22 protein-coding genes and 1 riboswitch are annotated in these 22,673 nt (G+C 48.8%); of the genes, 14 read left to right on the top strand and 8 right to left on the bottom strand.

Features of this window, described 5'->3' with window-relative positions; all coding sequences use genetic code 11:
- The first annotated feature begins 226 nt into the window (after positions 1-226).
- The 3 genes from BMY78_RS25950 (at position 227) to BMY78_RS25960 (ending at position 2,975) form a co-directional block, all read left to right on the top strand.
- Complete coding sequence (locus BMY78_RS25950; protein WP_090904212.1) at positions 227-1,045, top strand: hypothetical protein; 819 nt, start codon at positions 227-229, stop codon at positions 1,043-1,045.
- 317 nt (positions 1,046-1,362) lie between these two features.
- Positions 1,363-2,337, top strand: a complete 975-nt coding sequence (locus BMY78_RS25955; protein WP_090904213.1) for a M15 family metallopeptidase — start codon at positions 1,363-1,365, stop codon at positions 2,335-2,337.
- 221 nt (positions 2,338-2,558) lie between these two features.
- Entirely contained in the window at positions 2,559-2,975 is a 417-nt protein-coding gene (locus tag BMY78_RS25960) for a RidA family protein (RefSeq protein WP_090904214.1), read from the top strand.
- Positions 2,976-3,140: 165 nt separating this feature from the next.
- On the opposite strand, the gene BMY78_RS25965 is transcribed toward BMY78_RS25960, so the two are convergent.
- The gene (locus BMY78_RS25965) at positions 3,141-4,214 is read right to left on the bottom strand and encodes a copper amine oxidase N-terminal domain-containing protein (protein WP_177185874.1); all 1,074 of its coding nucleotides are present in this window, start codon (positions 4,212-4,214) and stop codon (positions 3,141-3,143) included.
- A 282-nt stretch (positions 4,215-4,496) separates the two neighbouring features.
- On the opposite strand from BMY78_RS25965, the gene BMY78_RS25970 reads away from it, so the two are divergent.
- A complete protein-coding gene (locus BMY78_RS25970; RefSeq protein ID WP_090904216.1) occupies positions 4,497-4,973 on the top strand; it encodes a GNAT family N-acetyltransferase in 477 nt (158 codons plus the stop codon).
- A 38-nt stretch (positions 4,974-5,011) separates the two neighbouring features.
- Complete coding sequence (locus BMY78_RS25975) at positions 5,012-6,082, top strand: Gfo/Idh/MocA family protein (protein WP_090904217.1); 1,071 nt, start codon at positions 5,012-5,014, stop codon at positions 6,080-6,082.
- A 115-nt stretch (positions 6,083-6,197) separates the two neighbouring features.
- Here the strand turns inward: BMY78_RS25975 and BMY78_RS25980 are convergent, their stop codons facing one another.
- The 4 genes from BMY78_RS25980 to BMY78_RS25995 all read right to left on the bottom strand — a co-directional run bounded on the left by BMY78_RS25980 (position 6,198) and on the right by BMY78_RS25995 (position 11,177).
- On the bottom strand, positions 6,198-7,238 hold the full coding sequence (locus BMY78_RS25980; RefSeq protein ID WP_090904218.1) for a zinc-binding alcohol dehydrogenase family protein: 1,041 nt from the start codon (positions 7,236-7,238) through the stop codon (positions 6,198-6,200).
- Positions 7,239-7,442: 204 nt separating this feature from the next.
- On the bottom strand, positions 7,443-7,811 hold the full coding sequence (locus BMY78_RS25985) for a hypothetical protein (RefSeq protein WP_090904219.1): 369 nt from the start codon (positions 7,809-7,811) through the stop codon (positions 7,443-7,445).
- Positions 7,812-7,889: 78 nt separating this feature from the next.
- Positions 7,890-8,225 carry a hypothetical protein gene (locus BMY78_RS25990; RefSeq protein WP_090904220.1) on the bottom strand — a complete coding sequence of 112 codons (336 nt, stop codon included), beginning with the start codon at positions 8,223-8,225 and terminating at the stop codon, positions 7,890-7,892.
- A 267-nt stretch (positions 8,226-8,492) separates the two neighbouring features.
- Positions 8,493-11,177, bottom strand: a complete 2,685-nt coding sequence (locus BMY78_RS25995; protein WP_090904221.1) for a UvrD-helicase domain-containing protein — start codon at positions 11,175-11,177, stop codon at positions 8,493-8,495.
- Between the two features lie 345 nt (positions 11,178-11,522).
- Between BMY78_RS25995 and BMY78_RS26000 the strand changes: the two genes are divergently transcribed.
- Together BMY78_RS26000 and BMY78_RS26005 are read left to right on the top strand one after the other, a co-directional pair.
- Complete coding sequence (locus BMY78_RS26000) at positions 11,523-12,314, top strand: zinc ribbon domain-containing protein (RefSeq protein WP_090904222.1); 792 nt, start codon at positions 11,523-11,525, stop codon at positions 12,312-12,314.
- A gap of 73 nt (positions 12,315-12,387) precedes the next feature.
- Positions 12,388-13,179, top strand: coding sequence for a TrmB family transcriptional regulator (locus tag BMY78_RS26005; RefSeq protein ID WP_090904223.1), 792 nt, complete (start codon positions 12,388-12,390; stop codon positions 13,177-13,179).
- Positions 13,180-13,373: 194 nt separating this feature from the next.
- On the opposite strand, the gene BMY78_RS26010 is transcribed toward BMY78_RS26005, so the two are convergent.
- A complete protein-coding gene (locus tag BMY78_RS26010) occupies positions 13,374-14,057 on the bottom strand; it encodes an NUDIX hydrolase (RefSeq protein WP_090904224.1) in 684 nt (227 codons plus the stop codon).
- A gap of 79 nt (positions 14,058-14,136) precedes the next feature.
- Here BMY78_RS26010 and BMY78_RS26015 point away from each other — a divergent pair, with 79 nt between their 5' ends.
- Positions 14,137-14,439 (top strand): hypothetical protein, encoded by a 303-nt coding sequence (locus tag BMY78_RS26015; RefSeq protein ID WP_063567890.1) that lies wholly within the window; start codon positions 14,137-14,139, stop codon positions 14,437-14,439.
- 288 nt (positions 14,440-14,727) lie between these two features.
- Here the strand turns inward: BMY78_RS26015 and mscL are convergent, their stop codons facing one another.
- The gene (mscL, locus tag BMY78_RS26020) at positions 14,728-15,222 is read right to left on the bottom strand and encodes a large conductance mechanosensitive channel protein MscL (protein WP_090904225.1); all 495 of its coding nucleotides are present in this window, start codon (positions 15,220-15,222) and stop codon (positions 14,728-14,730) included.
- A 268-nt stretch (positions 15,223-15,490) separates the two neighbouring features.
- Positions 15,491-15,590, top strand: a riboswitch (purine riboswitch).
- A 299-nt stretch (positions 15,591-15,889) separates the two neighbouring features.
- On the opposite strand from mscL, the gene BMY78_RS26025 reads away from it, so the two are divergent.
- Both BMY78_RS26025 and BMY78_RS26030 read left to right on the top strand, forming a co-directional pair.
- Entirely contained in the window at positions 15,890-16,477 is a 588-nt protein-coding gene (locus BMY78_RS26025; protein ID WP_090904226.1) for a xanthine phosphoribosyltransferase, read from the top strand.
- Between the two features lies 1 nt (position 16,478).
- Complete coding sequence (locus BMY78_RS26030) at positions 16,479-17,840, top strand: nucleobase:cation symporter-2 family protein (protein WP_090810282.1); 1,362 nt, start codon at positions 16,479-16,481, stop codon at positions 17,838-17,840.
- Positions 17,841-18,162: 322 nt separating this feature from the next.
- Here the strand turns inward: BMY78_RS26030 and BMY78_RS26035 are convergent, their stop codons facing one another.
- The gene (locus BMY78_RS26035; RefSeq protein WP_090904227.1) at positions 18,163-18,501 is read right to left on the bottom strand and encodes a DUF4870 domain-containing protein; all 339 of its coding nucleotides are present in this window, start codon (positions 18,499-18,501) and stop codon (positions 18,163-18,165) included.
- Between the two features lie 283 nt (positions 18,502-18,784).
- Between BMY78_RS26035 and BMY78_RS26040 the strand changes: the two genes are divergently transcribed.
- The 4 genes from BMY78_RS26040 (at position 18,785) to BMY78_RS26055 (ending at position 22,662) form a co-directional block, all read left to right on the top strand.
- Positions 18,785-20,365 carry a contractile injection system protein, VgrG/Pvc8 family gene (locus tag BMY78_RS26040; protein ID WP_090904228.1) on the top strand — a complete coding sequence of 527 codons (1,581 nt, stop codon included), beginning with the start codon at positions 18,785-18,787 and terminating at the stop codon, positions 20,363-20,365.
- 277 nt (positions 20,366-20,642) lie between these two features.
- Positions 20,643-21,542, top strand: coding sequence for a pentapeptide repeat-containing protein (locus BMY78_RS26045; protein ID WP_177185875.1), 900 nt, complete (start codon positions 20,643-20,645; stop codon positions 21,540-21,542).
- On the top strand, positions 21,518-22,015 hold the full coding sequence (locus tag BMY78_RS26050; RefSeq protein WP_143067083.1) for an imm11 family protein: 498 nt from the start codon (positions 21,518-21,520) through the stop codon (positions 22,013-22,015). Before BMY78_RS26045 ends, BMY78_RS26050 begins: the two co-directional genes overlap by 25 nt.
- A complete protein-coding gene (locus BMY78_RS26055; RefSeq protein ID WP_090904231.1) occupies positions 22,012-22,662 on the top strand; it encodes a hypothetical protein in 651 nt (216 codons plus the stop codon). The genes BMY78_RS26050 and BMY78_RS26055 overlap by 4 nt, the downstream gene beginning before the upstream one ends.
- Positions 22,663-22,673: the final 11 nt, after the last annotated feature.

Genomic DNA, 22,673 nt, shown 5'->3' on the forward strand with positions numbered 1-22,673 from the left:
AATGAATATTTACACTGGCACTCCGATGACAGAACAACCTTCCGATCGCTGTTATCCCCAGATTTCTTTAATTCCTTTATAAAAGGGGAAATCCGGGGATAAAGGCGAACGCTTTGCTTCTTCAGGTTATTTCTGTCCTCTCCGTTATTGTGTGAATGTTTAGTTAAACATATATAGATACACACTCACATAAATGAAGAGTGTAATGACAGGAAGGGGGATTGTTGTGAGCGAAAAATGGAATGTAGAGCTGCATATGTCCCCCGGTGGATGGATAGCAGAAGTTAGTGCGGCTGCTAATTCAGGCAAAGAGGCATTAGCAGCCGCAGGCAAGACCGAATCAGCCGAAGGCTTGTTTACGGTAACAGGCACGCTGCCGCAGCTCAGTGAAGCTGAACGCGAGGCTGTGCTGGAACAGCTGCGCAAGCGCCCGCTGGCGCTGTACGCGCTGCTGCGCGGCGGCCCTGCCCCGGCGGAGCAGGGCGGGCTGCTGCCGCGGTATGCGCCAAGCGAGGCTGAGCACGGCACAGCCGCTGGCAGCTCGCTGAGCGCGGGCGGCGCAGCGACGTGCACCTGCGGCCGCACGGGCTGCGCGCATGCCGCGGCCGCTGGGCGCGCCGTTGCCGCGCGCTTCGCGGCCGAGCCGCTGCTGCAGCTGGCGCACGCCGGCCTGCCGCGCGAAGCGCTGCTCGCCGGCGTGCTGGGATCATGGGCGGAGGAACTGGCCCATGATCCCAGCGGCCCCGGCCGCGCAGCCGAAACGGCCGGCCGCCCGCAGGCGCGGGGCGGCGAAGGCGGCGCAGCCGTCGGCGAGTGGATCGCCGAGGCAGCCGCGGACGGCGCCATGCACCAGCCGGGGCCTGGCTTCGGCGCCGTGAAGGTGCGGCTGGCGCAGCCGGGCAAGCCCCCGGCAACGCCAGAGCTGGCGGCCCTGCTGCCAGGCGTGCCTGCCACCGCAGGGCTGGCATTGATCCGCGAGCGCGTAGCTGCGCGGATGTGGGAGGCTGTCCAAAAGAAGAAGAAGGACAGCCCGGCAACCAAATGATGCACCATTACGAGCGGGGGGAGATCTTAGATCATCCCCGCTTGTTTGTGCTGTGCATCGGCGTAATCCTTTTGATCCAAAATGGATATATACATTTCTAATTCGCTTCTATGGCGTTGAACCTTGGGATAGGGCTCTAAAAGTCCAAAAAACGACCGTACAAGCTGTACACCCGGCATATCTTTAGGGTGACCTCCTCTCAAGGAGGTCTTTACCGGTGGAGCTTCGCAGCAATTTGAGGTATACTGTCGCAGGGGAAGACAAGCCCACATGCACGAATACGGCAATTATTATTACTATGCGATAGGAGTTTTTACATGAAATTACGTACAGGACGACAGCGCCACATTGCGGTTATGCTGTCCTCACTTATGATATGCGCCGCTTTGTTATCTGCTTGCCAGGACGGCTCAGGCTCGGAGGAGAACCAGAATCTGAACGCAGCAGGAAGCGCACAGCAAGAGTCGGACGGTACCACGGTTCATTTGACGGAGGATACTGGCAAGGATGGCAGCAACACAGGTGGGGCTGACAGCTCATCTTCGGACAATAACAATGAAGGTACAGATAGTGGTTCCGGCAATGCATCAACTGGGGGAGCGGGTTCTTCTGACGCAGGCAATGGAGCCACCACAGCAGAGAATTCCCTGATGGAGAAACGCAGCATTAGCGCGCTGCAAACGACGATTGATGCACAAGCGGTAGTGACCAATTCAGAAGCGATGACAGTGATCGTTAACAAACAGCGCAGCTTGCCAGAAGGATACGAGCCGGATGATCTGGTGGAGCCTAACGTACCGTTCTCCTTCGACGGGCCGCATGAAAAGCGTCATATGCGCAAGGAAGCTGCCGAAGCGTTGGAGAAGCTGTTTGCCGGTGCCAAAGCGGACGACATTGAGCTTCGTGCGGTATCTGGATATCGTTCTTATCAGCGCCAGGTGTCGATCTATAACAACAATGTCAAAACCAAAGGTCAAGAATACACGGATCGTGTAAGCTCTGTGCCAGGCCACAGCGAACATCAGACCGGACTAGCGATTGACGTTTCCAGTCCAAGTGTAGGCAATGCCATAGAAGAGGTGTTTGGCACATCGAAAGAAGGCCAGTGGTTGGCTGAGCATGCAGCAGAATATGGGTTCATCATCCGTTATCCAAAAGGTGAGGAAGCGATAACCGGCTATGTGTACGAGCCATGGCATATTCGCTATGTTGGCACTGATCTGGCTCCTGATATTGTGAAAAGTGGACTGACACTTGAAGAATACTTTGACGAAGCTAATATCAAGCTGTAAGCCTGATGCTTCATCTTTTGATTGAGGAATAGGATCTCAATCTCCAAAGCCGCTGAATGATTCAGCCCCTGTCCAAGGCACGGGAAATCACTCAGGGGCTTTTTGATTTGAGCTAAGTTCAGCTAATATCCTATTTATTTGCTTGTTCAGCAAGTCGGCAGGCTGATATAATTCATGTTTAATCAGGAATCGAAATCACAGTTAAAGCGAGGGAAAGCAGAATGAACAGACAGCAGGTGTTTACCGGTTCTCCTTGGGAGCCGCTTGTAGGATATTGCCGTGCCATTCGTGTTGGCAACCGAATTGAGGTTGCGGGTACTACAGCCATGCAGGATGGTGTTGTGGTTGAAGCAGGAGATCCATATGCACAGACGAGATTTATTTTGCAGACCATCGAAAATGCACTGAAAGAATTGGGAGCAGACATGTCTCATGTCGTGAGAACCCGCATGTTTGTTACTGACATTTCCCGGTGGGAAGAAGTGGGCAAGGCCCATGGTGAATTTTTTGGTCAGATCCAGCCTGTCGCCACAATGGTGGAGGTCAGTGCACTCATTGATCCTTTGCTGATGGTAGAGATTGAGGCAGAAGCGATTGTTGAAGCACAAGCTGAAGTTGATGCCGAAATAACGGAATAGAGCTGTTATATACATATTGTCAAAATGCAGTATAGAGAAAAAAAACCTTACCCCCACCTCCATAAAGGAGGAAGCGTGGGATAAGGTTATTTCTGCATTGATATAGTGTAATCTAGCTCTACTGAGCTCTACGCCTAAATTAGGCTAGCCTTCTTTTCTGAGAGCTTATTTCGCTTCAGGTTGATCGGCTGGTGTTTCGATGACCACTTTCCAAGCCGTTCCGATTGGTGGCAGGCTGCGAGTCAGGACCGGGCTATAGAATCCAATCACTTTAGCACCTTTGGTCAGTTCCTCTGGTTTGATCGTTTCCCCTTTATGATTCACCAGTTGTGTATCTTTGGTAATGTTAAGGATAACATGGTCAGGGGCCGTCTCTGTCAGACGGGAGCCAGAGATCTCGATCTGAGTACCATTATCTTCTGTTGTTTTTACATTTTCAATTGTACCTGCTGTACCCAGAACCTCTTTGGGTTGTGCTTCGGATTCAGAAGCAGCAGTATCCAGTACAGTGACTTTGTAAGTAGGGGTTTGCGGCGGTAAACTGAGGGTTGCAATCTCTGAATGCTCAGCTTCCACGTTCATGCCAATGGTCAAATCGGTAAGCTTGATATCTTTGCCATCCGCGGATTTGAACACGGTATCTTCACTAACATTAAGGACGATACCCTCTGTACCTGCACCGCCGATATGGATGGATTGATACTTGCCTTCACTGTTAATTCCCGTAATGACCCCACGCTCAGTAACGGTTTTCACTTCCTCTTCACTGGAGATGGTTACTTGGTTACCTGTTGTATTCACTTGTGCGTGCAGTACTTTATCTGCAAAAGAAGCGGGTACAAACAATGTACCATTTGTGATTTCAGGTGCTGTTCCCAGCTTAAGCAGCATTTTATTGACTGAATACTGGTCTTTGCCTGTGGTTACAAGTGTCCAGAGGGTACCTTTTGTCAGCTCCGCAGATTTGTTTTCCTTGTTCCATTTCAGTTCAATGCCAAGTGCTTCGGTGAGATCACGAAGTGCGATCATAGGTACTTGACCATCCTTGTTCCAATAACCGTCAGTCATCGGAGCACCGTTCACAGATACTTTTACAGCTTCAGTTGCTTTGCTATCGGCTGATACGGAAGTTGAATTAACAGGCTGAATGCTGTCCAGGTTTGCTGCGTATGCGGCTCCCCCGCCCAGGGCCAAGGACAGGACCATCAGGGCACTAACTTTTTTCATGTTGTTGTTCATCGTTGATTTCATCCCTTCTCATCTTGGTTATGACGCGGTAAACTCCTATTAAGGCCACGTTCCATCCTTATAGACGGGACAACTTCGTCCAGTGTTGCACTTTAAGGTAATTAATGTGAGCAGCATGGTAGTCTATTATTTGAAAAACATGCCAGATTCCCGGTTATAAGAAGCAGGATGCGGTTAAGGATCAATGAGTGGAAAACGTGTGATTCAGACGTGGAATTAACCCTGGATTACATGGGGGTGGGGAGCACCCAGATAAGAGGAGGGGGAAGTCACATGAGTGATATGTTAGTGGCGCTTTACCATTTGCCAGAGCAAGAGAGTGGACTGAAAAAGTTGGAGGAGTCCTCTATTGTTATCCGTAGAGCCATTGCACCAGAGAAGCAGGTTGTGCTGGATTGGGTGAAATCCCATTTTAGCCAGCCCTGGGTGGATGAATGTGATGTAGCTTTTGCACGTCAACCTGTGACTTGTTATATTGCACTTGAGCATGGGAAGATGATCGGCTTCGCTTGTTATGAAGCAACATGTCGTAATTTCTTTGGTCCAACAGGTGTGGGTCAGGAGGCACGGGGCAAAGGTGTCGGTACAGCGCTGCTGTTGGCCTGTATGCATGCCATGAAGGCAGATGGTTACGCTTACGCGATTATTGGATCGGCGGGACCCGTGGATTTCTATGCTCAGACCCTGGGGGCCGTGAAGATCGAAAATTCAACACCAGGGATTTACAAAGGCATGCTCCGGGCAGACTAGACGATATTCATGTTCTGGAAAAGGAAGGGAGGAAGAAGATGACCACGAGCAAAATGCTGCATATTGGCATGATCGGCACAGGCTCCATCTCGGATCTTCATATGAGGTGTTATGCCAAGAACGAGAATGCCGTCATTTACGCCATCTGTGACCTGAACGAACAGCGTGCAGCCGCGGCTGCTGAGAAGTATGATGCACAATCTGTGTACACCGATTATCGGGAGATGCTGAAGGACCCGCATGTGGATGCCGTTAGTATCTGTACATGGAATAATACACATGCCGAATTTGCGATCGCTGCCCTGGAGGCAGGTAAACATGTGCTGCTGGAAAAACCGGTAGCAACCAATGTGGAAGATGCGCTGCGGATTGAAGAGGCTGTGAAGAGAAGCGGATGTACCTTTGTCGTGGGCTTTGTGCGTCGTTATGACAACAATATGCAGATGATGCGCGGTTTCATTGATGCCGGTGAGTTTGGTGAGTTGTACTATGCCAAAGCTTCTATCCTGCGTCGCTTGGGAAATCCCGGAGGCTGGTTTGCGGACAAAAACCGTTCCGGCGGTGGCCCGCTCATTGATCTTGGCGTACATATTATCGACCAATGCTGGTATCTGATGGGCAAACCGAAACCTGTTTCGGTGAGTGGCAATACGTATCGAAAACTGGGCAATCGTGCCCATATCGAGCATCTTTCTTTTTACAAAGCCGCAGATTACAGTTCAGCTGTCAACAATGTGGAGGATATGGCGAATGCACTGATTCGCTTCGAGAACGGGGCTTCTTTGGCCGTAGATGTGAGCTTTACCCTGCATGCACGTGGGGAAGAATCTTCAGTCAAATTGTACGGTGAGCGTGGTGGAATTGAGTTGGAGCCTGCAACGCTAATCGTCACCGAGAAACACAATACGATCTTAAACATTGAACCTCAGACAGACTATAAAGGTCTCGATATTCACGGTGCCTTCCAGAATCAGATTGATCACTTTGTGGATTGTTGTCTGAATGGTACCGAACCCATCAGTCCCATTGCGGATGGTGTGGCTTCGACAAGAATGCTGTGCGGAATCTACGAGTCAGCCGAAAAAGGTCAGGAGATTCGTCTGGACTGATATAGAGGTTGAATTTAATGTGGTATGAAAGGGTGTTGTTTCTCCATCTTATCTTTGGAGAGACAACACCCTTTGGTGGATTCATTGATCGTGATCAGACAAAACGGATGTACATTTATTTTTCAAACCCTTCCAACACGATTTTGCCAATCGCAGTGCCCGATTTACTTTTTCGGTAGGCTTCCAGCAGATTAGCCGCATTAATGGGTTCAATCCGCTCTGCCATCGTTGTATGAATCTTGCCAGCCTCCACCAGATCTGCGATTTCATTAAGCAGAAGATGCTGTTCAATCATATCATCAGTCTGGAACATCGGGCGGGTGAACATCATTTCCCAGACGAGCGTTACGCTTTTTGAGAATAACTTTTGAAGTTCGGGTGGTTTTTCGAAGGGTAGAATGGAGCAAATTTTCCCCTGCGGCAAAATAACGTCTGCCATCTGTTCCATATGCTCATCTATATGATTTAGCACGAAAATGTATTGTACACCAGCGAGTCCAAGATCTTTAAGTTGTGGTCCAAATGGTTGATGATGGTTGATCACGTGGTCTGCTCCGTTTGATTTTGCCCAAGAGACGGATTCGGGACGAGAGGCAGTTGCTATAACTTGAAGTCCAGCGAGCTTGGCTAATTGAGTAGCGATCGAGCCGACGCCTCCCGCTGCCCCGATAATAAGCATGCTATTGCCTTCGTTATCCGATGCATTCCTGGAAATGCCCAAGCGCTCAAAAAAAGCTTCTCCTGCCGTAAGGCTTGTCAGAGGTAAAGCTGCTGCCTGGGCAAAATCCAGATTTTTCGGCTTTCTGCCGACAATGCGTTCATCCACTAAATGAAACTCACTGTGTCCGCCTGGGCGTATATTGCTCCCCGCATAATATACTTCGTCACCAACGTTGAACAAATGGCAATCGGAGCCGATGTCCACTACCACGCCCGCTACATCACGACCAGGCACGGTCAGGGATAAGTCGTTCGGTTGTTTGGAAAGATGCGACCTCCAATCCGTCGGATTGACAGACACCGCCTTCACCTCAACGAGTAAATCCTTTCCTGTAGGTTTGGGTTTCTCCAGTTCTACCTCCTGAAATGGCGGTATGTCAGTCTCTAGCCCGGGTTCGTAATATCCGAATGCTTTCATCATGATTGGGTTTTCCATCGCTATAGTTATCCTCCTCGCAGAAATAAGTGTATATATATAAACATATATCATAATATCAAAAATAAACAGTAGTATCATTTTTGGTTTATAGTATCAATAATGATACTATTGGAGTTAAATTTATAAAAAAGACTCCCACCACTCCTGAAGCAGACAGGTCGTCTGGTTTCATCGGAGCGAGGAAGTCTTTGATAAAAAAGTTCATTTATTCAGCGGTGAGTTCTCATACCCTGGATCATCATAATCCGTATCTTGCAGCCGTGAAAGTACATTCATGCTCTCAATCGCCTGCCGGGTATCCGAAGTGCCATGGTCGTAAAGAAACGTGTACAGCAACGTCATGCCATCTGAGAATTGTTCTGTTGCTTCGTCATGATCCGCCGATTTGTAGGGTACCGGAGCTCGTTGCAGTGTATAGGCGTCTTCATCCTCCAGCACTTTCATCAGGTCTTTCAGCCGATTTAACTGTTCATCGTTCACCATGACTTCAAACGGAGTTGATTCGTTCTTGGTCTGTTCAATAAGATTATGGGTTACCGATACATAGTAATGCTTTTTGCCGTCCTGCATAATCCAACCTCCATTCTAAAATGGAAAAAAGACGCTTCTACTGTTAATAAACAGCAGGAAGCGTCCTGAAACGAATGGCTATCGTTTGCCTTCGTCTTTCTCATCAATGTGCTCAGTTACAACCGACCATCCATTGCCTATGCCATCCAAACGACCTTGTTCAAAAAAATCAATTCCATTAACTGTGATACTCACTGCAACCATTTCCGGTTCATTTTCTACGGGATCTACAACAATAAATCCTTTGTTCAATAAATATGTGATCGTTCTCTGTCTCTCTATGTGTGCATCCGGATAGAATCTTTTTTTGGGGACGATACAAGAAGGGTTTTCAGTAAACCATATCGTATACAGTTCTTGTAATATATCGAATCTTTCTTGTATCCGCTCTTTAATTACAGCTTCCAGTTCCATAACTCACCTCTTCTAATTTGTGCAAAGGGGCTATCTCGAAAGGGATGCTCCTCTCGCTCCAAGCGTTAACGAACCTACCGCATACTAAAAGACTAATTCTCAAAGATTACATATTTTAACGAACTTCAGTGACCTTATTTAGGTAAAAACGGACGTGCGAACCTAAAAATCGGTCAACATTGAAGAAATAAGGTCACTATGATTCGTTACACCTCAGTTTTGCGCAAATCGGAGCAAATAGCGTGTGCTAGGTTCGTTAAACCTAACTCATCTTCCGAACCGGCTAGTTACCGGAACCTTCCGTGTACCGGCCTCCATCGTGCCTGAACATAGTGGACAGGGCGGAGGACCAGAGGTCGCTTTTTTGGATGAATTGGCAGAAGAACCATCCGGTTTCTGGCGCAACCACGCTTTGCAGGTGGACGAGCTGCACTTCCAGATTGCCACGGTCTCCGTGCGTTCTGTCTTTCCTGAGGAATGCGACCCAGAACGGTTTGATGAAGACGAAGCGGCCTGACTTACACCCGTGGTGCTGAACGCCGTGTGATTGCGAATCACCCCGCTGCCGCGCCGCTCACTGAGACGATCCTCGTCTCGTTCATCGAGTACTTCCAAATCACGCCGATCACTTTGACGGATCGCGCTGCGCTGACCTGCACTTCGTAGATCTGAACCACGCTGAACGGGACTCATTGCATCCCGTCCCTGCGGCCGCGATCCTGAACGGACGGATGCTGCATTTCCATTTCTAGTTCTACTCTCATTGCCGTTAGCTTTACCATTCGTGTTCCCGCTACCCTTCCAGCTGCTGCTACCACTGCCGTATGACGTGTGATTGCCAGTCTGGCCATCCTCGCGGTTTTTGCGTTTATCCGGTACCTCCATGCCGAAGGCTTCGAGCAGAAAGCGGGAAACGTCCGCCGGTTTTCCGTGATGACTGGCGGGAGAAGTGATGTATAAGTACTGTTTGGCCCGTGTGATTGCGACATAGGCGAGACGTCGCTCCTCTTCCAGAGCCATATCCAGTTCGGCATCTGTCTGCTGCACCGTAAGAGCAGCCTTCTGGTCTTCCGGGATATCCTGCCGCAGTGCCGTGCTGTGAGGCACGATTCCTTCGCTGGCGCCGATCCAGTATACACATGGGAATTCAAGTCCCTTGGCCCGGTGAATGGTCATCAGTTGGACTGCATCGCTGTCCTGTGAACGGCGCAGTGATTCCATCTCGCGGTGTCTGCGGGAGAGTTCATCGGCGAATTGGATGAACTCTTCAACGGTTTCGAATTTTTTGGCGGCAGCTTCGAATTCGTCCAGTGTCTCCAACATCGTTTCCTTATAATGGGTAAAGATGCTGGGATCACCGCTTTCCATATACTTGTCGTAAAACTGGCGGCGCATCTCCTGGATCGCGATCACCGGTTTCAGCTTCGTCAGTGATTTGATCAGCTTGATGCGTTCCTTGACCTGTTCCTGCTGAAAAGGCTTCAGCTTGTCCCATTTGGCCAGATGGATGAGCGGATATTTCTTCGCTTGCTGCTCTTCACTGCGCTGAATCCACTCCAGTCCGGCATCACGGGATACATAGAGAGGCCCCAGCGCACTCGGCAGAGCCTCTACAGCACGTGGATTCAGAGACAAGCGCATATGATCCATCAACGGTCGAATCAATGACTGGTCATAGAAGACCGGGGAAGCGCCGTGTTGTACAAACGGCACATCTTTCAACACAAGCTGCTCAAATATAGCCCGACTGCTGCTGGCTGTCCTGTGCAGGATTGCGATATCCCGATACGTATGCAAACCTTCCTCAACTTGCTGACACAACTGGTTAACAACCCAAGCTGCTTCTTCCTCGGCATTGGAGGGGGTTGCGAACCGTGGCGCATCTCCGCGATGTCCGGCTGCGCGCAGCCGCTTGTCACGTCTTCGTTTGTTCCGGGCGACCAATTCACTGCCCAGTCCCAGAATACGCGCATCGCTGCGGTAGTTAATATCCAGCGTCACGATGCGTGCACCGGGGTAAACTTTATCGAATTCCAAAATGGATTCCTGGCGTGCCCCATTAAATGTATAGATCGTCTGGTCATCGTCTCCCACAACCATCAGGTTGCGGTGGGCAGCAGCCAGTTTTTGCACAATTTCATATTGCAGACTGTTGGTATCCTGGAACTCATCCACCATGATGTACTGAAAACGCTGCTGAAGCGGCCCCAGTACAGCAGGATCACGAAGCAGAGCGGCGGCTCGCAGCAAAATATCGTCAAAATCCATCTTGTTGCGATCCCGCTTCCAGGCTTCATAACCAAGGAGAACACGTTTGGCATCCCGTTCCTCCTGTGATTTCTCAGGAAGATCGCTTGTTTCTGAGCCTTGCATTTTCCAAGCAGACAGCATGGCCAGCAGACTCTCAGGCTGAAAAGCCTCACTCATGCCATTCTGACGCAGAAGCATCTTGAGCACGGTATGCTGCGCACGGGACTCGCCAAAAATCTCCTCCTGCACGCCGTAATGACGCAGCAGCGTCAACGCGAACGAGTGGAATGTACGGGCCTGCACCGCTCGTGCGGCTGCGGGACGAATGCCAGGCAGCGATGCGATGCGGTCCTTCATCTCAGTGGCAGCTTTGTTCGTGAACGTCACCAGCAGGATGCTTCCCGCTTGAGCGCCACTAACCTCCATCAGGTAGCCGGCACGTGCAGCCAGTACGGTTGTTTTGCCGCAGCCAGCTCCTGCGAGAGTCAGCAGGGGTCCTTTGCCGTGGCGAACCGCTGAGATCTGGGGTCCGTTCAGACGGATGCCTACCTCTTCCAGAGAGCGGAAATAAGGCGCATCCCGATCATCGCTGCCCACGAGCTGCCTACTGGTCTCCAGCGGAGCTGAAGGGGACTGGGGCAGGGATGCCGCCGGGGTAACCCCGAGCGGACGGGGGTAAAACGTTGAGTTCGGACTTAACATCATTCATCCACCTCTATATGCATTCAGGGATAGGACTATCCCGGCTTAAAAGTAATTCATTTGCCCTTTTCACAATCGCATTGTAAATTGGTATGATAGGGATAACCGCCCAAGTAGGCGGATCAGTAGGGCCAAAGCTTTATTATACCCGAACGTATGGTCCTGGCGAAAGCCCCCGAATTCATCCAGCATCGGCAGAAAACGGGCATTCACGCGAGATTTCGCAACTTTTTGGTATGATATCGTATAAGTTATATACTATAAAAAATCAAATGAAAATGGGTTTTGGAACAAATGGTGTTGAATCAAAAGGTTCAACTCTGACGGGACAGAGGAGGAGAAGTCATGAAACTGCTTCAGCGAATTAAGAACGGAGCAAACAAAGCAACAGAGCGTGCCCAGCACGCCGTTGAAATCGGTAGAATTAATAATCAGATTGTGGGCTTGCAGCAGGAACAGGAAGTCCATTTTACAGATATGGGTCGTATCTTCTATGAAGGTTATCGCGCACAGGACATGACGCGTGCCGAAAAAGAGATGGTGGATCTATCGGGGCTGTGCGATGAATTGCAGGACGAGATCGATGGACTGCGCAACAAGATTGCACAACTGAAAAATGAGCGGTTATGCGAGTGTGGACACGTCGCTACACTGGATGCCAACTTCTGTCCGAAATGCGGACGCAAGTTGGGTGAGTTCAAACCCGCAGCAGCATCTGTAGGGGGAACAAGCCCTGCGAGACAGGAAGCAGCCGTGGCCCACAGCCCGGAGCGACCGATCTACGATGCGCCAGTTGAAGAGGAACTGGAGGAAGCTGAGCCGTATCACACGGTGATTCCGTCCATTGCGGACCTGGAGACCGAATCCGAGTATAACAGTACGGAGTTTACCCAAGAGGAAAAGGAAGCGTTCGATGCCGAGTGGGAACGCCGTCGGGATGAAGAAATGCAACGGGAGCGTGAGCGCCAGCAGGAGCTGGATGAGCGTATTCGGTACTGGAAAGAAAATAATCCAATCGTGAACACCGTGGACGTACAGACCGAAGTGCCACGCGAAATGGTGAACTGTCAGATTTGTGCAGCAGAGCTGCCCAAAGGCTCGAAATGGTGCCCACGCTGCGGAGCAGAACAGATCTGATTTGATGCAGTAGACGCGCAGCTGAATCATTGTGGGGCAGCGCTGGTTGCTTACAGCATGGGGGGACGGGAATATGGACCAACTGCTGCATCATTTGCGTCATCTGGGGTTTACCGAGATGGAATCTAAAATTATGGTGGAACTCGCTCGCCAAGGTTCGGCCTCGGGATATGAGGTTGCAAAAAGGCTGGGTGTGTCCCGTTCCAATGTATATGCCACCCTGCAACGGCTGGAACAGCGGGGATTCCTGCGCTGCAGCGCTGGTGAGCCTGCGAAGTACAGTGTCTTGAAGCCTGAAGAGATGACAAGCATGATCTCAAGTCAGATGCGTGCATCTCTTGAATATGTGCAGAGCAGTATGCCGCAGCATGAGCCGGAGAAGCCGGTCTTTTACAACATTGAAGGCGACAAAAATGTATTTGAGAATCTAAGCCGTGAACTGGCTGAGGCCAAACATGAGATTGTGGTGGACGTGTGGCGTGAGGAAGCGGAGTTGTTGCGTGCAGACTTGCAGCGTGCTGAAGATCGAGGTGTGCGCCTTTTATGGTCATGTGATGGCGGAGAGGGTATTATGGATCAGCCAGCTCCTTGGCCTGGTTTGCCCTCATACGGAGCAGATAATGGCCGAAAGTTCTCTTTAGTGGTCGATCGTCGTTGGTGTATGTTAGGGATGCGCGGGGAATCTTGCGCCACTCAAGCGATGGTAACAGAACATCCGGTCATGACCGGACTGCTGCTGAATCATTTTGCTCAGGAATTGGTGTTGTATGAGCTGGAGCAAGACATGGGGGATGAACTGGAGTCTCGTTACGGGACTCGATACGAAAACCTCTCAGCACGTTATTGGTCCGTACCTTCAGAGTGAGTATGAACTCCAAAATACATGCTTAAAGGAAGCAGGCGCTGCCATGTGGCAGACGCCTCTTCATGCTAGTTAACAGAAGCAGTGATGTTCATCACAGCAAATGTTCCCTGTTGAGCTAATGTAATAGGGTATGAATTCATGCTATTTTTGAGAAAATGAAGCTATGAACGTAACTTTGTTATAGGCAAAATTGGTTAGTTTTTGCGCAAGTGAACTAACGCTTCAAGTACATCGATATAATATTCCGTACCGTGTGGCACGAACTCGGCTGCTCTAATCTCGCGCATGTGACGTGTTTGAACGGGGAGAGGAACAGAGTTTCGATTTGCCTGATCCATCTGATTGGACACTGACTGCACGGCTTGCACTCCTGCGGCTTGAATCACATGGATATCGCCACGGAACAAGGCAATCAAGTCTTCCAAAGGCACTTCGTAGAGGCTGTCGACCTCGCTTGCCTGCAAGGTATAGGCTTCGAGAGGCTGGTTCAAGCACAGTCCAAAGACAGAGCTGAATTCCCGATCAATAAAAGGTACGCCGCGAACCTGCCCTTCAAGTTGCTGTCTTGCCGTCAACAGGTAGGTCAGCGTTTCAAAAGGTGCTTGCACGCCCAGTTCTTCCTCAAGCTCACGACTGGCTTCATGCAGCTGTTCTCCGGCTGTGAGATGCCCTGCTGCGGTAATGTCGTAACATCCGGGGAAGGTATCCTTGATATCCCGTCTTCGCTGAAATAGAACCAACCGCTGTGAACCTTCGTCCCGCACGATCCAGCAGTGGAATGAACGGTGCCAGAATCCCTCGGCATGGACCACGCTGCGCAGCTCTGTACCTATCCAATTTTGCTGATCGTCGTAAATGTCGAAACGTTCTGGGGTCATGATACGTATCTCCTTATATAGCAAGTTTTAAAGTTCAAAATTTCACAAAGTGTGTTTTAAACGAAAGGGGAACCACCTTATGGAATGCATTGTACACTTTCAGGTCATTTATCCGCAACCTCAGGAACGTAAAAGTCTTAGAGGGTTGATTATGGTAGGGCAAGGTCAGGAACCGGCAAATAGCCAGCTAACAACGATGTTTAAGGATATGGGATTCAACGTACGTTTGGAAGACGAGAGCCAATTGTTGTTCAAACCTGTGGATGCGTCGATGAATTTTGATTATATCCGGGTAACGGAGCTCGATACCGGGGAAGAGGTTTATAAGGAAGATCGGGATTTGAAGTCGATTTTGGAGCACTTGCTGCCGCGTCGATTCTAGTTTGTACATTTGGTGAGTGTAAGGATAGTAATGAGAGTAAAGTAACATACCCTGCTTGTGAGATTAAGAAAGGCCCCACCATTACGGTGAGACCTTTCATGTGGAAGCCGATTGAATTCCACCCGCCCCGTGCGGGATTGCAACAACACGGATGAAGAAGAATGACGGACAGATCAAGCAGGATTTTTTTTACATAAACCTTTATATATTAACAATTATCCTCTACTATTCGCTATATAGAGTTTTGGGTACACTTTAAATTCTAATGAACTCAAAGCATGGAATCGATTAAACCGTTGCGCCGTTACCTTCAGCTTCCAGCTCTGAAGTACAGTGCGAACAGCGAGTAGCCGCAGCCGGAATTTCAGAGAGACAGTATTTGCAAGCCTTGGTCGTTTTTTGCGGCTCGGGCTTTTTGTGTTCTTTGCTTTTGATGTAATTGATACCCTTCACCAGCATGAAAATACAGAATGCAACGATGAGGAAATCAATCATCACGTTGATGAACTGCCCATATGCAATCACCGTAGCGCCAGCCTCATTGGCTTGAGCGAGTGTTGTGATCTCCTGTCCACTGGCAGTTCGCATATCCCAATCCAGATTAAAAATTTTCTGACTGAAATCAACTCCTCCAAGCAACTTACCTACAGGTGGCATGATAATGTCATTCACGAGGGACGTGACAATTTTACCAAAAGCAGCCCCGATAATGACACCGACCGCCAGATCGATGACGTTGCCACGTACAGCAAATTCTTTAAATTCCTTCAGTACGCCTTTCATGTCTGCAAATCTCCTTTACCCAATAAATTCATAATACAGGCGGCGTTTCCATCGATTCTCCGTTCAGACACGCGCTTCCGTTCTCATATTGTACATAAAAACACCGCAGCAATCATCCCTTTATTGCAAATTAAGACAAGTTTCCGCAACTTCCATGAAAATACTTCTTTATTTCACGGCGCCGATTCGGTATACTTCTAACATTATCAGTTCCGTTCACACTTTTACATTCAGGTTCGCGATCATACATTGTAACGAATCATGGAGCTTAAAATTAAATATGCCGACTCGTATATGTGCAGGAATAGGCCTGCATGTTTCTACCCGATCACCGGAATGATCGGACTACGGGAAAGATCTGCAACGTTTTAAGGTATGGAGAGAGAGGATTCTCGGGCAGCGTGTCTGAAAAAGCATGTTCAGGCCCTTTCATATCCCTTCTTGGATAGGGAGTTTTGAGGTTTGCTCGGAGTTAACCAGTTATCAAGCTCGTCCATTACACTACACTTGCAGTACCTATGCGGCTTGTCCACATACGTACAAGTCCGTCTTTTCCCGTCTCCGGTTCTTCCGCAGCGTGTAAAAAGGCGGGCTTTTTGTTTTTTTACAGCGGGGATCGGGTCATGCAGGCTTCTGTACGAGAGGGCGCACAGGGGGAAGAATGACGATGCAATTGTTAAAAGACAAGGTAATACAGGAAGGCATTGTCCTGTCCGAGCAGGTACTCAAAGTGGATTCATTCCTGAACCACCAGATGGACCCGGTTCTGATGAAGGAAGTGGGCAAGGAGTTCATCCGCCGTTTTGACGGGGAGAACATTACACGTGTACTGACGATTGAATCCTCAGGGATCGCACCAGGCATCATGACTGCGCTGGAACTCAACGTTCCGCTTATTTTTGCACGGAAGCAGAAGTCACTTACACTCACGGAAGACATTCTGGTTGAGAAAGTTTACTCCTTTACGAAGCAGGAGACCAATGAAATTACAGTTGCGAAGAAGTTCATGCAGCCTGGTGACCGTGTACTGATCATTGATGACTTTCTAGCCAATGGCGAGGCAGCATTTGGTCTGGCCCGCATTGTGGAGCAAGTAGGTGCTGAAGTAGTGGGGATTGGCATCGTGATTGAAAAGGCGTTCCAACCGGGAGGCCGCTTGCTGAAAGAAGCAGGATACCGTGTGGAATCACTGGTTCGCATTGGGGCGTTGTCAGACGGGAAAGTTACGTTTGCGGACGAGGAGGTCACGATCTAATATGGCACGCGAACGTATTTTCCAGCGGCATCGGCATCCGATCAAAACGTTCTCGCTAGGTCTCCAGCACGTACTGGCGATGTATGCAGGAGCTGTCGTTGTACCGATTATTGTCAGCAAAGCCCTTGGTTTTACAACGGAGCAGTTAACCTATCTGATTGCCATTGACCTGCTCGCCTGTGGTGTGGCAACTCTGCTTCAGGTATGGGGCAATCGGTTCTTCGGAGTGGGGCTGCCCGTCATGCTTGGCTGTGCATTCCAGGCTGTATCACCGATGATTTTAATTGGGATGAAGAGCGGCGTGTCTGCCATTTATGGTGCGATTATTGCATCAGGGATATTCGTTGTATTGTTCTCGGGCATTTTTGGCAAATTGATTCGGCTCTTCCCGCCAGTCGTCACCGGATCAGTAGTAACCATTATTGGTCTGACCCTGATTCCAGTTGCGTTCAACGATCTCGGCGGCGGTCAGGGCGCAGAAGATTTTGGCAGTGGTGTTCATCTTCTGCTCGGTTTCGGCGTATTGGTGTTCATCATTCTGATGACACGGTTCACGACGGGATTCGTTCGTTCCATCTCGGTGCTGATCGGCCTTCTCGTGGGCACAGTGGCAGCAGGGCTTATGGGTGAAGTGAACTTCGCTCCAATTCGTGAAGCAAGCTGGTTCCATGTCGTGCAGCCATTCTACTTTGGTACGCCGACGTTTGAGATTGTACCGATTCTGACCATGATCCTGGTGGCGATTGTCAGCGTGGCTGAATCCACGGGTGTATTTATGGCTCTTGGCAAAATTTTGGATAAAGACCTGTCTTCCAAAGATCTGGCCCGTGGCTATCGTGCAGAAGGTTTGGCGATTGTGCTGGGTGGTATCTTCAACTCATTCCCGTACACGACCTATTCACAAAACGTAGGGCTTGTACAGATGACTCGTGTCAAAACGCGCGATGTTATCGTTGTAGCGGGTGGACTGCTTGTGGTTATCGGCTTTGTACCGAAGATTGCTGCATTGGCACAGCTAGTTCCAGGTTCTGTTCTTGGCGGGGCCATGGTTGCATTGTTCGGTATGGTAGTATCGTCTGGTATTCGTATTCTGGGCAGCCAGGTTGATCTGAACCGTCATGAGAACCTGTTCATCATCGCCTGCTCTGTAGGGATGGGGCTGGGTGTAACGGTTGTACCTCAATTGTTCGCAGGTGCACCGGACTGGGCACAGATTATGCTGGGTAACGGAATTATTGCAGGTAGCTTTACTGCCATTTTCATGAATTTGCTCTTTAATGGTCTGGGTACTCAAGCAACGGCGGCCAAAATGGCTGAGCGTCAAGCAGATGTGATCCTTGGAGATAATGGCAAGTCGGCGTAAAAAGTAAAGAGCTGAAATCTTCGTTGCCATTACCGGACGCCTTCAACATGTATATTATGTTAACTTTAAATTCCTCATGGATTGAATAATAAATGTTGTGAATCAAAAAGTTAAACGGCCTGAACGATTCAGGGGATGAATCATCTATCCTGTGAATCGTTATTGAAGTCATAATGAATGAAATAAACGGAACACCGGAGACCTTGCTCATTAGAGAGCAGGAGATCCGGTGTTTTTTCTTTTTTTGCCCAAAACAAGATGGATTATTATGTAGACTCACGGGATGAATTACTTTGGGAGGAAGCCGATAGAGCGTTACATACTACAGATGGCGCAGCTGTTTCTCTGCAAAGTCTCCGACCCATGGCAGCTTCAGCCATTTGCCTTGCAAACTGGTGACTACCATGAGAAGCCAGACCACCACACCAAGCATGGACAATAGCGATGCCAGCAGTGGCCCAAAAAGTGGGAGAAATGCACACAACACATGACCGACCATAATGAGGCCAAATACCGTGACGGATTGAAGTGCATGAAACAGAACGAATCGGCTTCGTTTCTCAACAGCCAGAAAGACGATTCCGCCTATAAAAGTGAACAGATAACAGAGCATGCCGGCAATATTTTCATCCAGACCGCTTGATGATTTCATGGGGGACATTCGGTCCAGCCTCCTTTGTCCTTTTTAACTAGGTTATGAGGGAGTGGGACAGAACTGAACCGGTTTGATCAAGGAATGTTCCAGATGGACAAAGAAAATGTAACACTCAATATAGGTAAACACCACGTGAGACTATAGATTCATTTGAAAATAGAAGTGCGTATATATACATCCAATTTGAGACTTTCTACATATTCAAAATATTCCATAAAATTCCGAATTATATAAATACAATTATAAAGGGTAAACCATTAATTAATTTGAGATACAAGGAGGCTTATTCATGAATACATCCGCAACAACATACGGTCAGGTTCGGGTAACACCTTACGAAATCGTTCGTCTTCAGACCCTTGAAGTGAATAAAACGATGAACGGACATGCACGAATGAGAATGACGGCAGTGATCCCGGAAGCTCGAAAAGACAGCTATGTGCAAGCAACAACATCCCAAACCGATATTAAAGTGAAAATTACCGATGACGAAGGACATGAGAAGGTGTTCTTCTCCGGTGTGGTGCTGCATGTGAAAGTGAACGTCATTAATGATGTACATACACTAATGGTTGAAGCGGTGTCCCATACCTACTTATTGGATGTAAAACTGCACAAGCGCTCCTTCCAAAACCCTAATCTGTCCTACAAGAATTTGGTGCGCAAGATTATTTCTCCCTATGAAGGTTCAGATGTCATTGACTTTGCTACAGATGGCCGTAAAATCGGAGATTTTGTGATGCAGTATGAGGAAACAGATTGGCAATTTATCAAAAGGATGGCTTCCCATTTCTACACTGGAGTTGTTCCGGATACATCTTCAGGAAAACCCAAGTTTTATTTTGGCTTACCCGAAGGCCAGTATAAGGGTGAATTGCAAGCATCCCATTACACAGCAACCAAACGAATTGCCGACTATCGATCTGCCAAGGAAAATAAAGTACCGGGTGTCAAAGATCCGGATTATATCGTATACGAAGCGGACAGCAGGCAATGGTTCGAAGTAGGGAATGAAGTAGAGTTTAAATCCAAAAAGTGGATTGTAGGTGAGGCGAAGACCCGATTCATCGATAGTTTGCTAAATCATACATACTTCTTATTTCCAGTGGAGGGGCTTCGTTATAAGAAGAGCTACAATACTTCCATTATTGGCGCTTCCATTCAGGCTTCGGTTCTTCAAGTCAAGGGGGACAAAGTTCGTGCGAAGCTCGATATGGATGAGCAGCAGGACGAGAGCACAGCCTATTTCTTTCCCTATTCAACGATTTATGCTTCCGAGAACAATACGGGCTGGTATTGCATGCCTGAAGTGAATGATAGCATTCGTATTTATTTTCCAAGCAAAAAAGAGGAAGACGGCATTGCCATAAGCTCTGTAAAAAGGCAAGATCCTGAGATTGTGCCAGCTGCACCGAAACAGGCTTCAACCGCATCACCAGCGGCTGGAAAGGGTGGCGCCTCGGGACAGTCTGGGGGAAGTCCAAGCGGGAGTAATCGTAATAGTTCAGGCGCGGCTGGAGGTGGAAGTAAATCTAGCCCGGCCAGCAGAGTAGCCCCGCCCCCAGTGCCCGAAGATCGAATGGGTAATCCAGACATCAAGACATTCCGAACCAAGTATGGGAAAGAGATCATGCTGGCTCCAGACAAAATTGTGATCTCGGCGGGTGGAATGTATATCACGGTCAGTGACGAGAATGGCATCGAGATTGTAAGCGATCAGAATGTCAGCATTACAGCGGGTCAGGATGTCGTCATGTCCGGACAAACGATTCGGATCGCAGGCGAGAAGGTTGAGTTAACCGGAAAGGGCAATACCATCACGTTGGAAGAAGAGTTGAAGATGCACGGGGCGGAGATCAAGATGAATTAGCCATGAGTGGTAGAAAGGAAGAGAAATGAACAAAGCGGAAGCGATTGCACATTTACAGCAGGAAATATTGGAGCCCGCACTTCAGGAACATCTCTCGTCACTTAGGGTGTACATCATGCAACATCAGAACTCGTTAATCCAATCGTTCGTAGAGTCTATGCGGCAACTCTGTGTAAAAGCAGAATGGGCCCAACAGGAACTCGGGAAACAACCAGTCTCAATCCTTCATTGTTCCATGTTGAGAACATCTATATTGGAGGGGAGTTACACCTGCTTAATGGAAGCCTACTCCGATCAATGGTATTGGGATGAGGTGGAGTGTATGCACACATATGATGCGACGTGGGCATTCCAGCCGTTGTCTTCGTTACAACAGCTGCTTCATATCGAGATGAGACGTTATGGAGGTGTACTGAATGCTTCTGATGTTGAACGGATGATGTTGCAGTCCGCGGGGAGATTCAATGCCTACGTCATTGCGCTTGCACGTCTGGCCGTTCCTCATGTTGTGAATTTGAAAGAGATGGAACACATCGACCGTGCAGATCAGTTTCAGATCAGGGTAGGTGAATATAAGGACTGGAGTGAACCCGTGTATATCAGGGACTATGGGTATAGGGACATGCAGAATATCCGCAAGAAATTATCAGTAGCGGAAGGGCTGGAATGTGCTTATGGAGACTATACGTCACTATCCTTGGCAGAAGGATTATATGACCACGTTGATATCAGGTATTCCGATTTCAGTCATGCCGATCTGAACAAGAGTAACTTAAGAGGTGCTGTGATGATTGGGACCAAATGGGAACAGAGTGATCTGAGTGGAGCTGACCTCAGAGGGGCGCTACTTATGGATGCTGTGTTCCGGGAATGCAGTCTGCGTGGAGCCAACCTGTCTGATGTCAGTGACGGAGCGAGTATGGAATTCGAGGAAAGTATTCTTGGTCTTCAGGGAATCTGTTTTGCCGGGGCCAATCTGGAAGGCGCCGACCTTCGGGGAGCACAGTTATTCCATGCTGATTTCCAGGGGGCTAGGCTGAGTCAGGCACAGATATGGATTCATGACCGTGAGAGGTATACACATGTTTTGAATGAAGAGCAGATTGAATCGATACGCTGGGTTGTATCCCATGAGGAAGAGGAGGAGGAGCTATGGTCCCACGATTTTATGAACTGACCGAAGATCATCGGATATTGAATCCGTTCAGGCCTCCCATATTACAAACCAGTTTTGATGAGTTGCCCATTTCATCTGTCATGATGATTGAACGCAGACTGAATGAAGAGCCGACCGATTGGATAAGTAGGCCTTCATATTTTGTTAGTGATCGCATGAAGCGGCTGATGGAATTGGTCGATGAAGCAATGTTGTTCAAATCCGTCACCTTCATCGATCAGGGGAGTGGGGAACAGTTGAGCTACTGGGCGAGTCATATCCCTGCTGTGCTGGCTTCGTCTGACCATAGCCTGTTTTATCCGAATGGTTCAATACAGCAGCTTGTATTGCAGGGTGAGGCGGTTAAAGATCAACGCATATTTACATTGGAGGGTGTAAGAGGGAGTGGTGTAATCGTGCGTCTTGATGTAGCAGAGAGCATGCTTCGCAGAGGGTTAAGTGGCTTTGTTTTACGAAAGGTGGATCTGGAATGAACCGATATGGTGATGAGATGCTGCTGAAAATGGATCGGGATTTGCGTTTGGCAAAGCGCATTCAGGAAGCTGAAGCGGCAAGTGGGGAGCTGATGACGCAGGAAGAGGTTACATTCGGAGTACGCCAGGGTCTGATCGAGACCGAAGCAGATATCATCACGTTGAACAATCACCAAATCTGGGAGGGGATAATAACCCTTCCTTTACCGGATCGTCTGGTCCGGGTTCCCCGAGGCAAACTACAGGAGGGCAGAAACAGCCATGGACGAGATGAGGTCATGTGGATTGATGAGCAAAAGGGTATCAGCTTAAGCCTATCTAGATCATCTCATCCATTGCACGTAAGCCAGATTGAGGGAATGGGCAGGATCATCACGGACCAGATGCGAACGCTCAAAAAGGATGCGCAATGGTTACATGAGGAGACGGTACAAGGAGATAGCCTGATTGTCTTCTATGGAGAATCCATTCAGCCCTCAACCTCGGGATTGGCTTACGATATTGTGATCGTTACATCGGTAAAAGGAAGAGCGGTCACAGGGAATGTCCGTTTTCCGGTTGAACAGCTTCATCTATGGCGACTTCTAACAAGGGCGATATTCACATGTGCCCGGATGAGTGAAAACCGAAATGGACCAATCCATTAATTAACATAGGG

It is taken from the genome of Paenibacillus sp. OK076 (assembly GCF_900110055.1).
In the GTDB taxonomy this organism is placed as follows: Bacteria; Bacillota; Bacilli; order Paenibacillales; family Paenibacillaceae; genus Paenibacillus.

Excerpts from the sequence above, each read along its gene's own strand:
- BMY78_RS25990 (WP_090904220.1), bottom strand. The coding sequence starts at position 8,225 with ATGGAACTGGAAGCTGTAATTAAAGAGCGGATACAAGAAAGATTCGAT.
- BMY78_RS25995 (WP_090904221.1), bottom strand. The coding sequence starts at position 11,177 with ATGTTAAGTCCGAACTCAACGTTTTACCCCCGTCCGCTCGGGGTTACC.
- BMY78_RS25965 (WP_177185874.1), bottom strand. The coding sequence starts at position 4,214 with ATGAACAACAACATGAAAAAAGTTAGTGCCCTGATGGTCCTGTCCTTG.
- BMY78_RS26035 (WP_090904227.1), bottom strand. The coding sequence starts at position 18,501 with ATGTCCCCCATGAAATCATCAAGCGGTCTGGATGAAAATATTGCCGGC.
- BMY78_RS26055 (WP_090904231.1), top strand. The coding sequence starts at position 22,012 with ATGAACCGATATGGTGATGAGATGCTGCTGAAAATGGATCGGGATTTG.
- BMY78_RS25955 (WP_090904213.1), top strand. The coding sequence starts at position 1,363 with ATGAAATTACGTACAGGACGACAGCGCCACATTGCGGTTATGCTGTCC.
- mscL (WP_090904225.1), bottom strand. The coding sequence starts at position 15,222 with ATGAAAGGCGTACTGAAGGAATTTAAAGAATTTGCTGTACGTGGCAAC.
- BMY78_RS26015 (WP_063567890.1), top strand. The coding sequence starts at position 14,137 with ATGGAATGCATTGTACACTTTCAGGTCATTTATCCGCAACCTCAGGAA.
- BMY78_RS25980 (WP_090904218.1), bottom strand. The coding sequence starts at position 7,238 with ATGGAAAACCCAATCATGATGAAAGCATTCGGATATTACGAACCCGGG.
- BMY78_RS25985 (WP_090904219.1), bottom strand. The coding sequence starts at position 7,811 with ATGCAGGACGGCAAAAAGCATTACTATGTATCGGTAACCCATAATCTT.
- BMY78_RS26040 (WP_090904228.1), top strand. The coding sequence starts at position 18,785 with ATGAATACATCCGCAACAACATACGGTCAGGTTCGGGTAACACCTTAC.
- BMY78_RS25960 (WP_090904214.1), top strand. The coding sequence starts at position 2,559 with ATGAACAGACAGCAGGTGTTTACCGGTTCTCCTTGGGAGCCGCTTGTA.
- BMY78_RS26005 (WP_090904223.1), top strand. The coding sequence starts at position 12,388 with ATGGACCAACTGCTGCATCATTTGCGTCATCTGGGGTTTACCGAGATG.
- BMY78_RS25970 (WP_090904216.1), top strand. The coding sequence starts at position 4,497 with ATGAGTGATATGTTAGTGGCGCTTTACCATTTGCCAGAGCAAGAGAGT.
- BMY78_RS26025 (WP_090904226.1), top strand. The coding sequence starts at position 15,890 with ATGCAATTGTTAAAAGACAAGGTAATACAGGAAGGCATTGTCCTGTCC.
- BMY78_RS26030 (WP_090810282.1), top strand. The coding sequence starts at position 16,479 with ATGGCACGCGAACGTATTTTCCAGCGGCATCGGCATCCGATCAAAACG.
- BMY78_RS26050 (WP_143067083.1), top strand. The coding sequence starts at position 21,518 with ATGGTCCCACGATTTTATGAACTGACCGAAGATCATCGGATATTGAAT.
- BMY78_RS25975 (WP_090904217.1), top strand. The coding sequence starts at position 5,012 with ATGACCACGAGCAAAATGCTGCATATTGGCATGATCGGCACAGGCTCC.
- BMY78_RS26010 (WP_090904224.1), bottom strand. The coding sequence starts at position 14,057 with ATGACCCCAGAACGTTTCGACATTTACGACGATCAGCAAAATTGGATA.
- BMY78_RS26045 (WP_177185875.1), top strand. The coding sequence starts at position 20,643 with ATGGAAGCCTACTCCGATCAATGGTATTGGGATGAGGTGGAGTGTATG.
- BMY78_RS26000 (WP_090904222.1), top strand. The coding sequence starts at position 11,523 with ATGAAACTGCTTCAGCGAATTAAGAACGGAGCAAACAAAGCAACAGAG.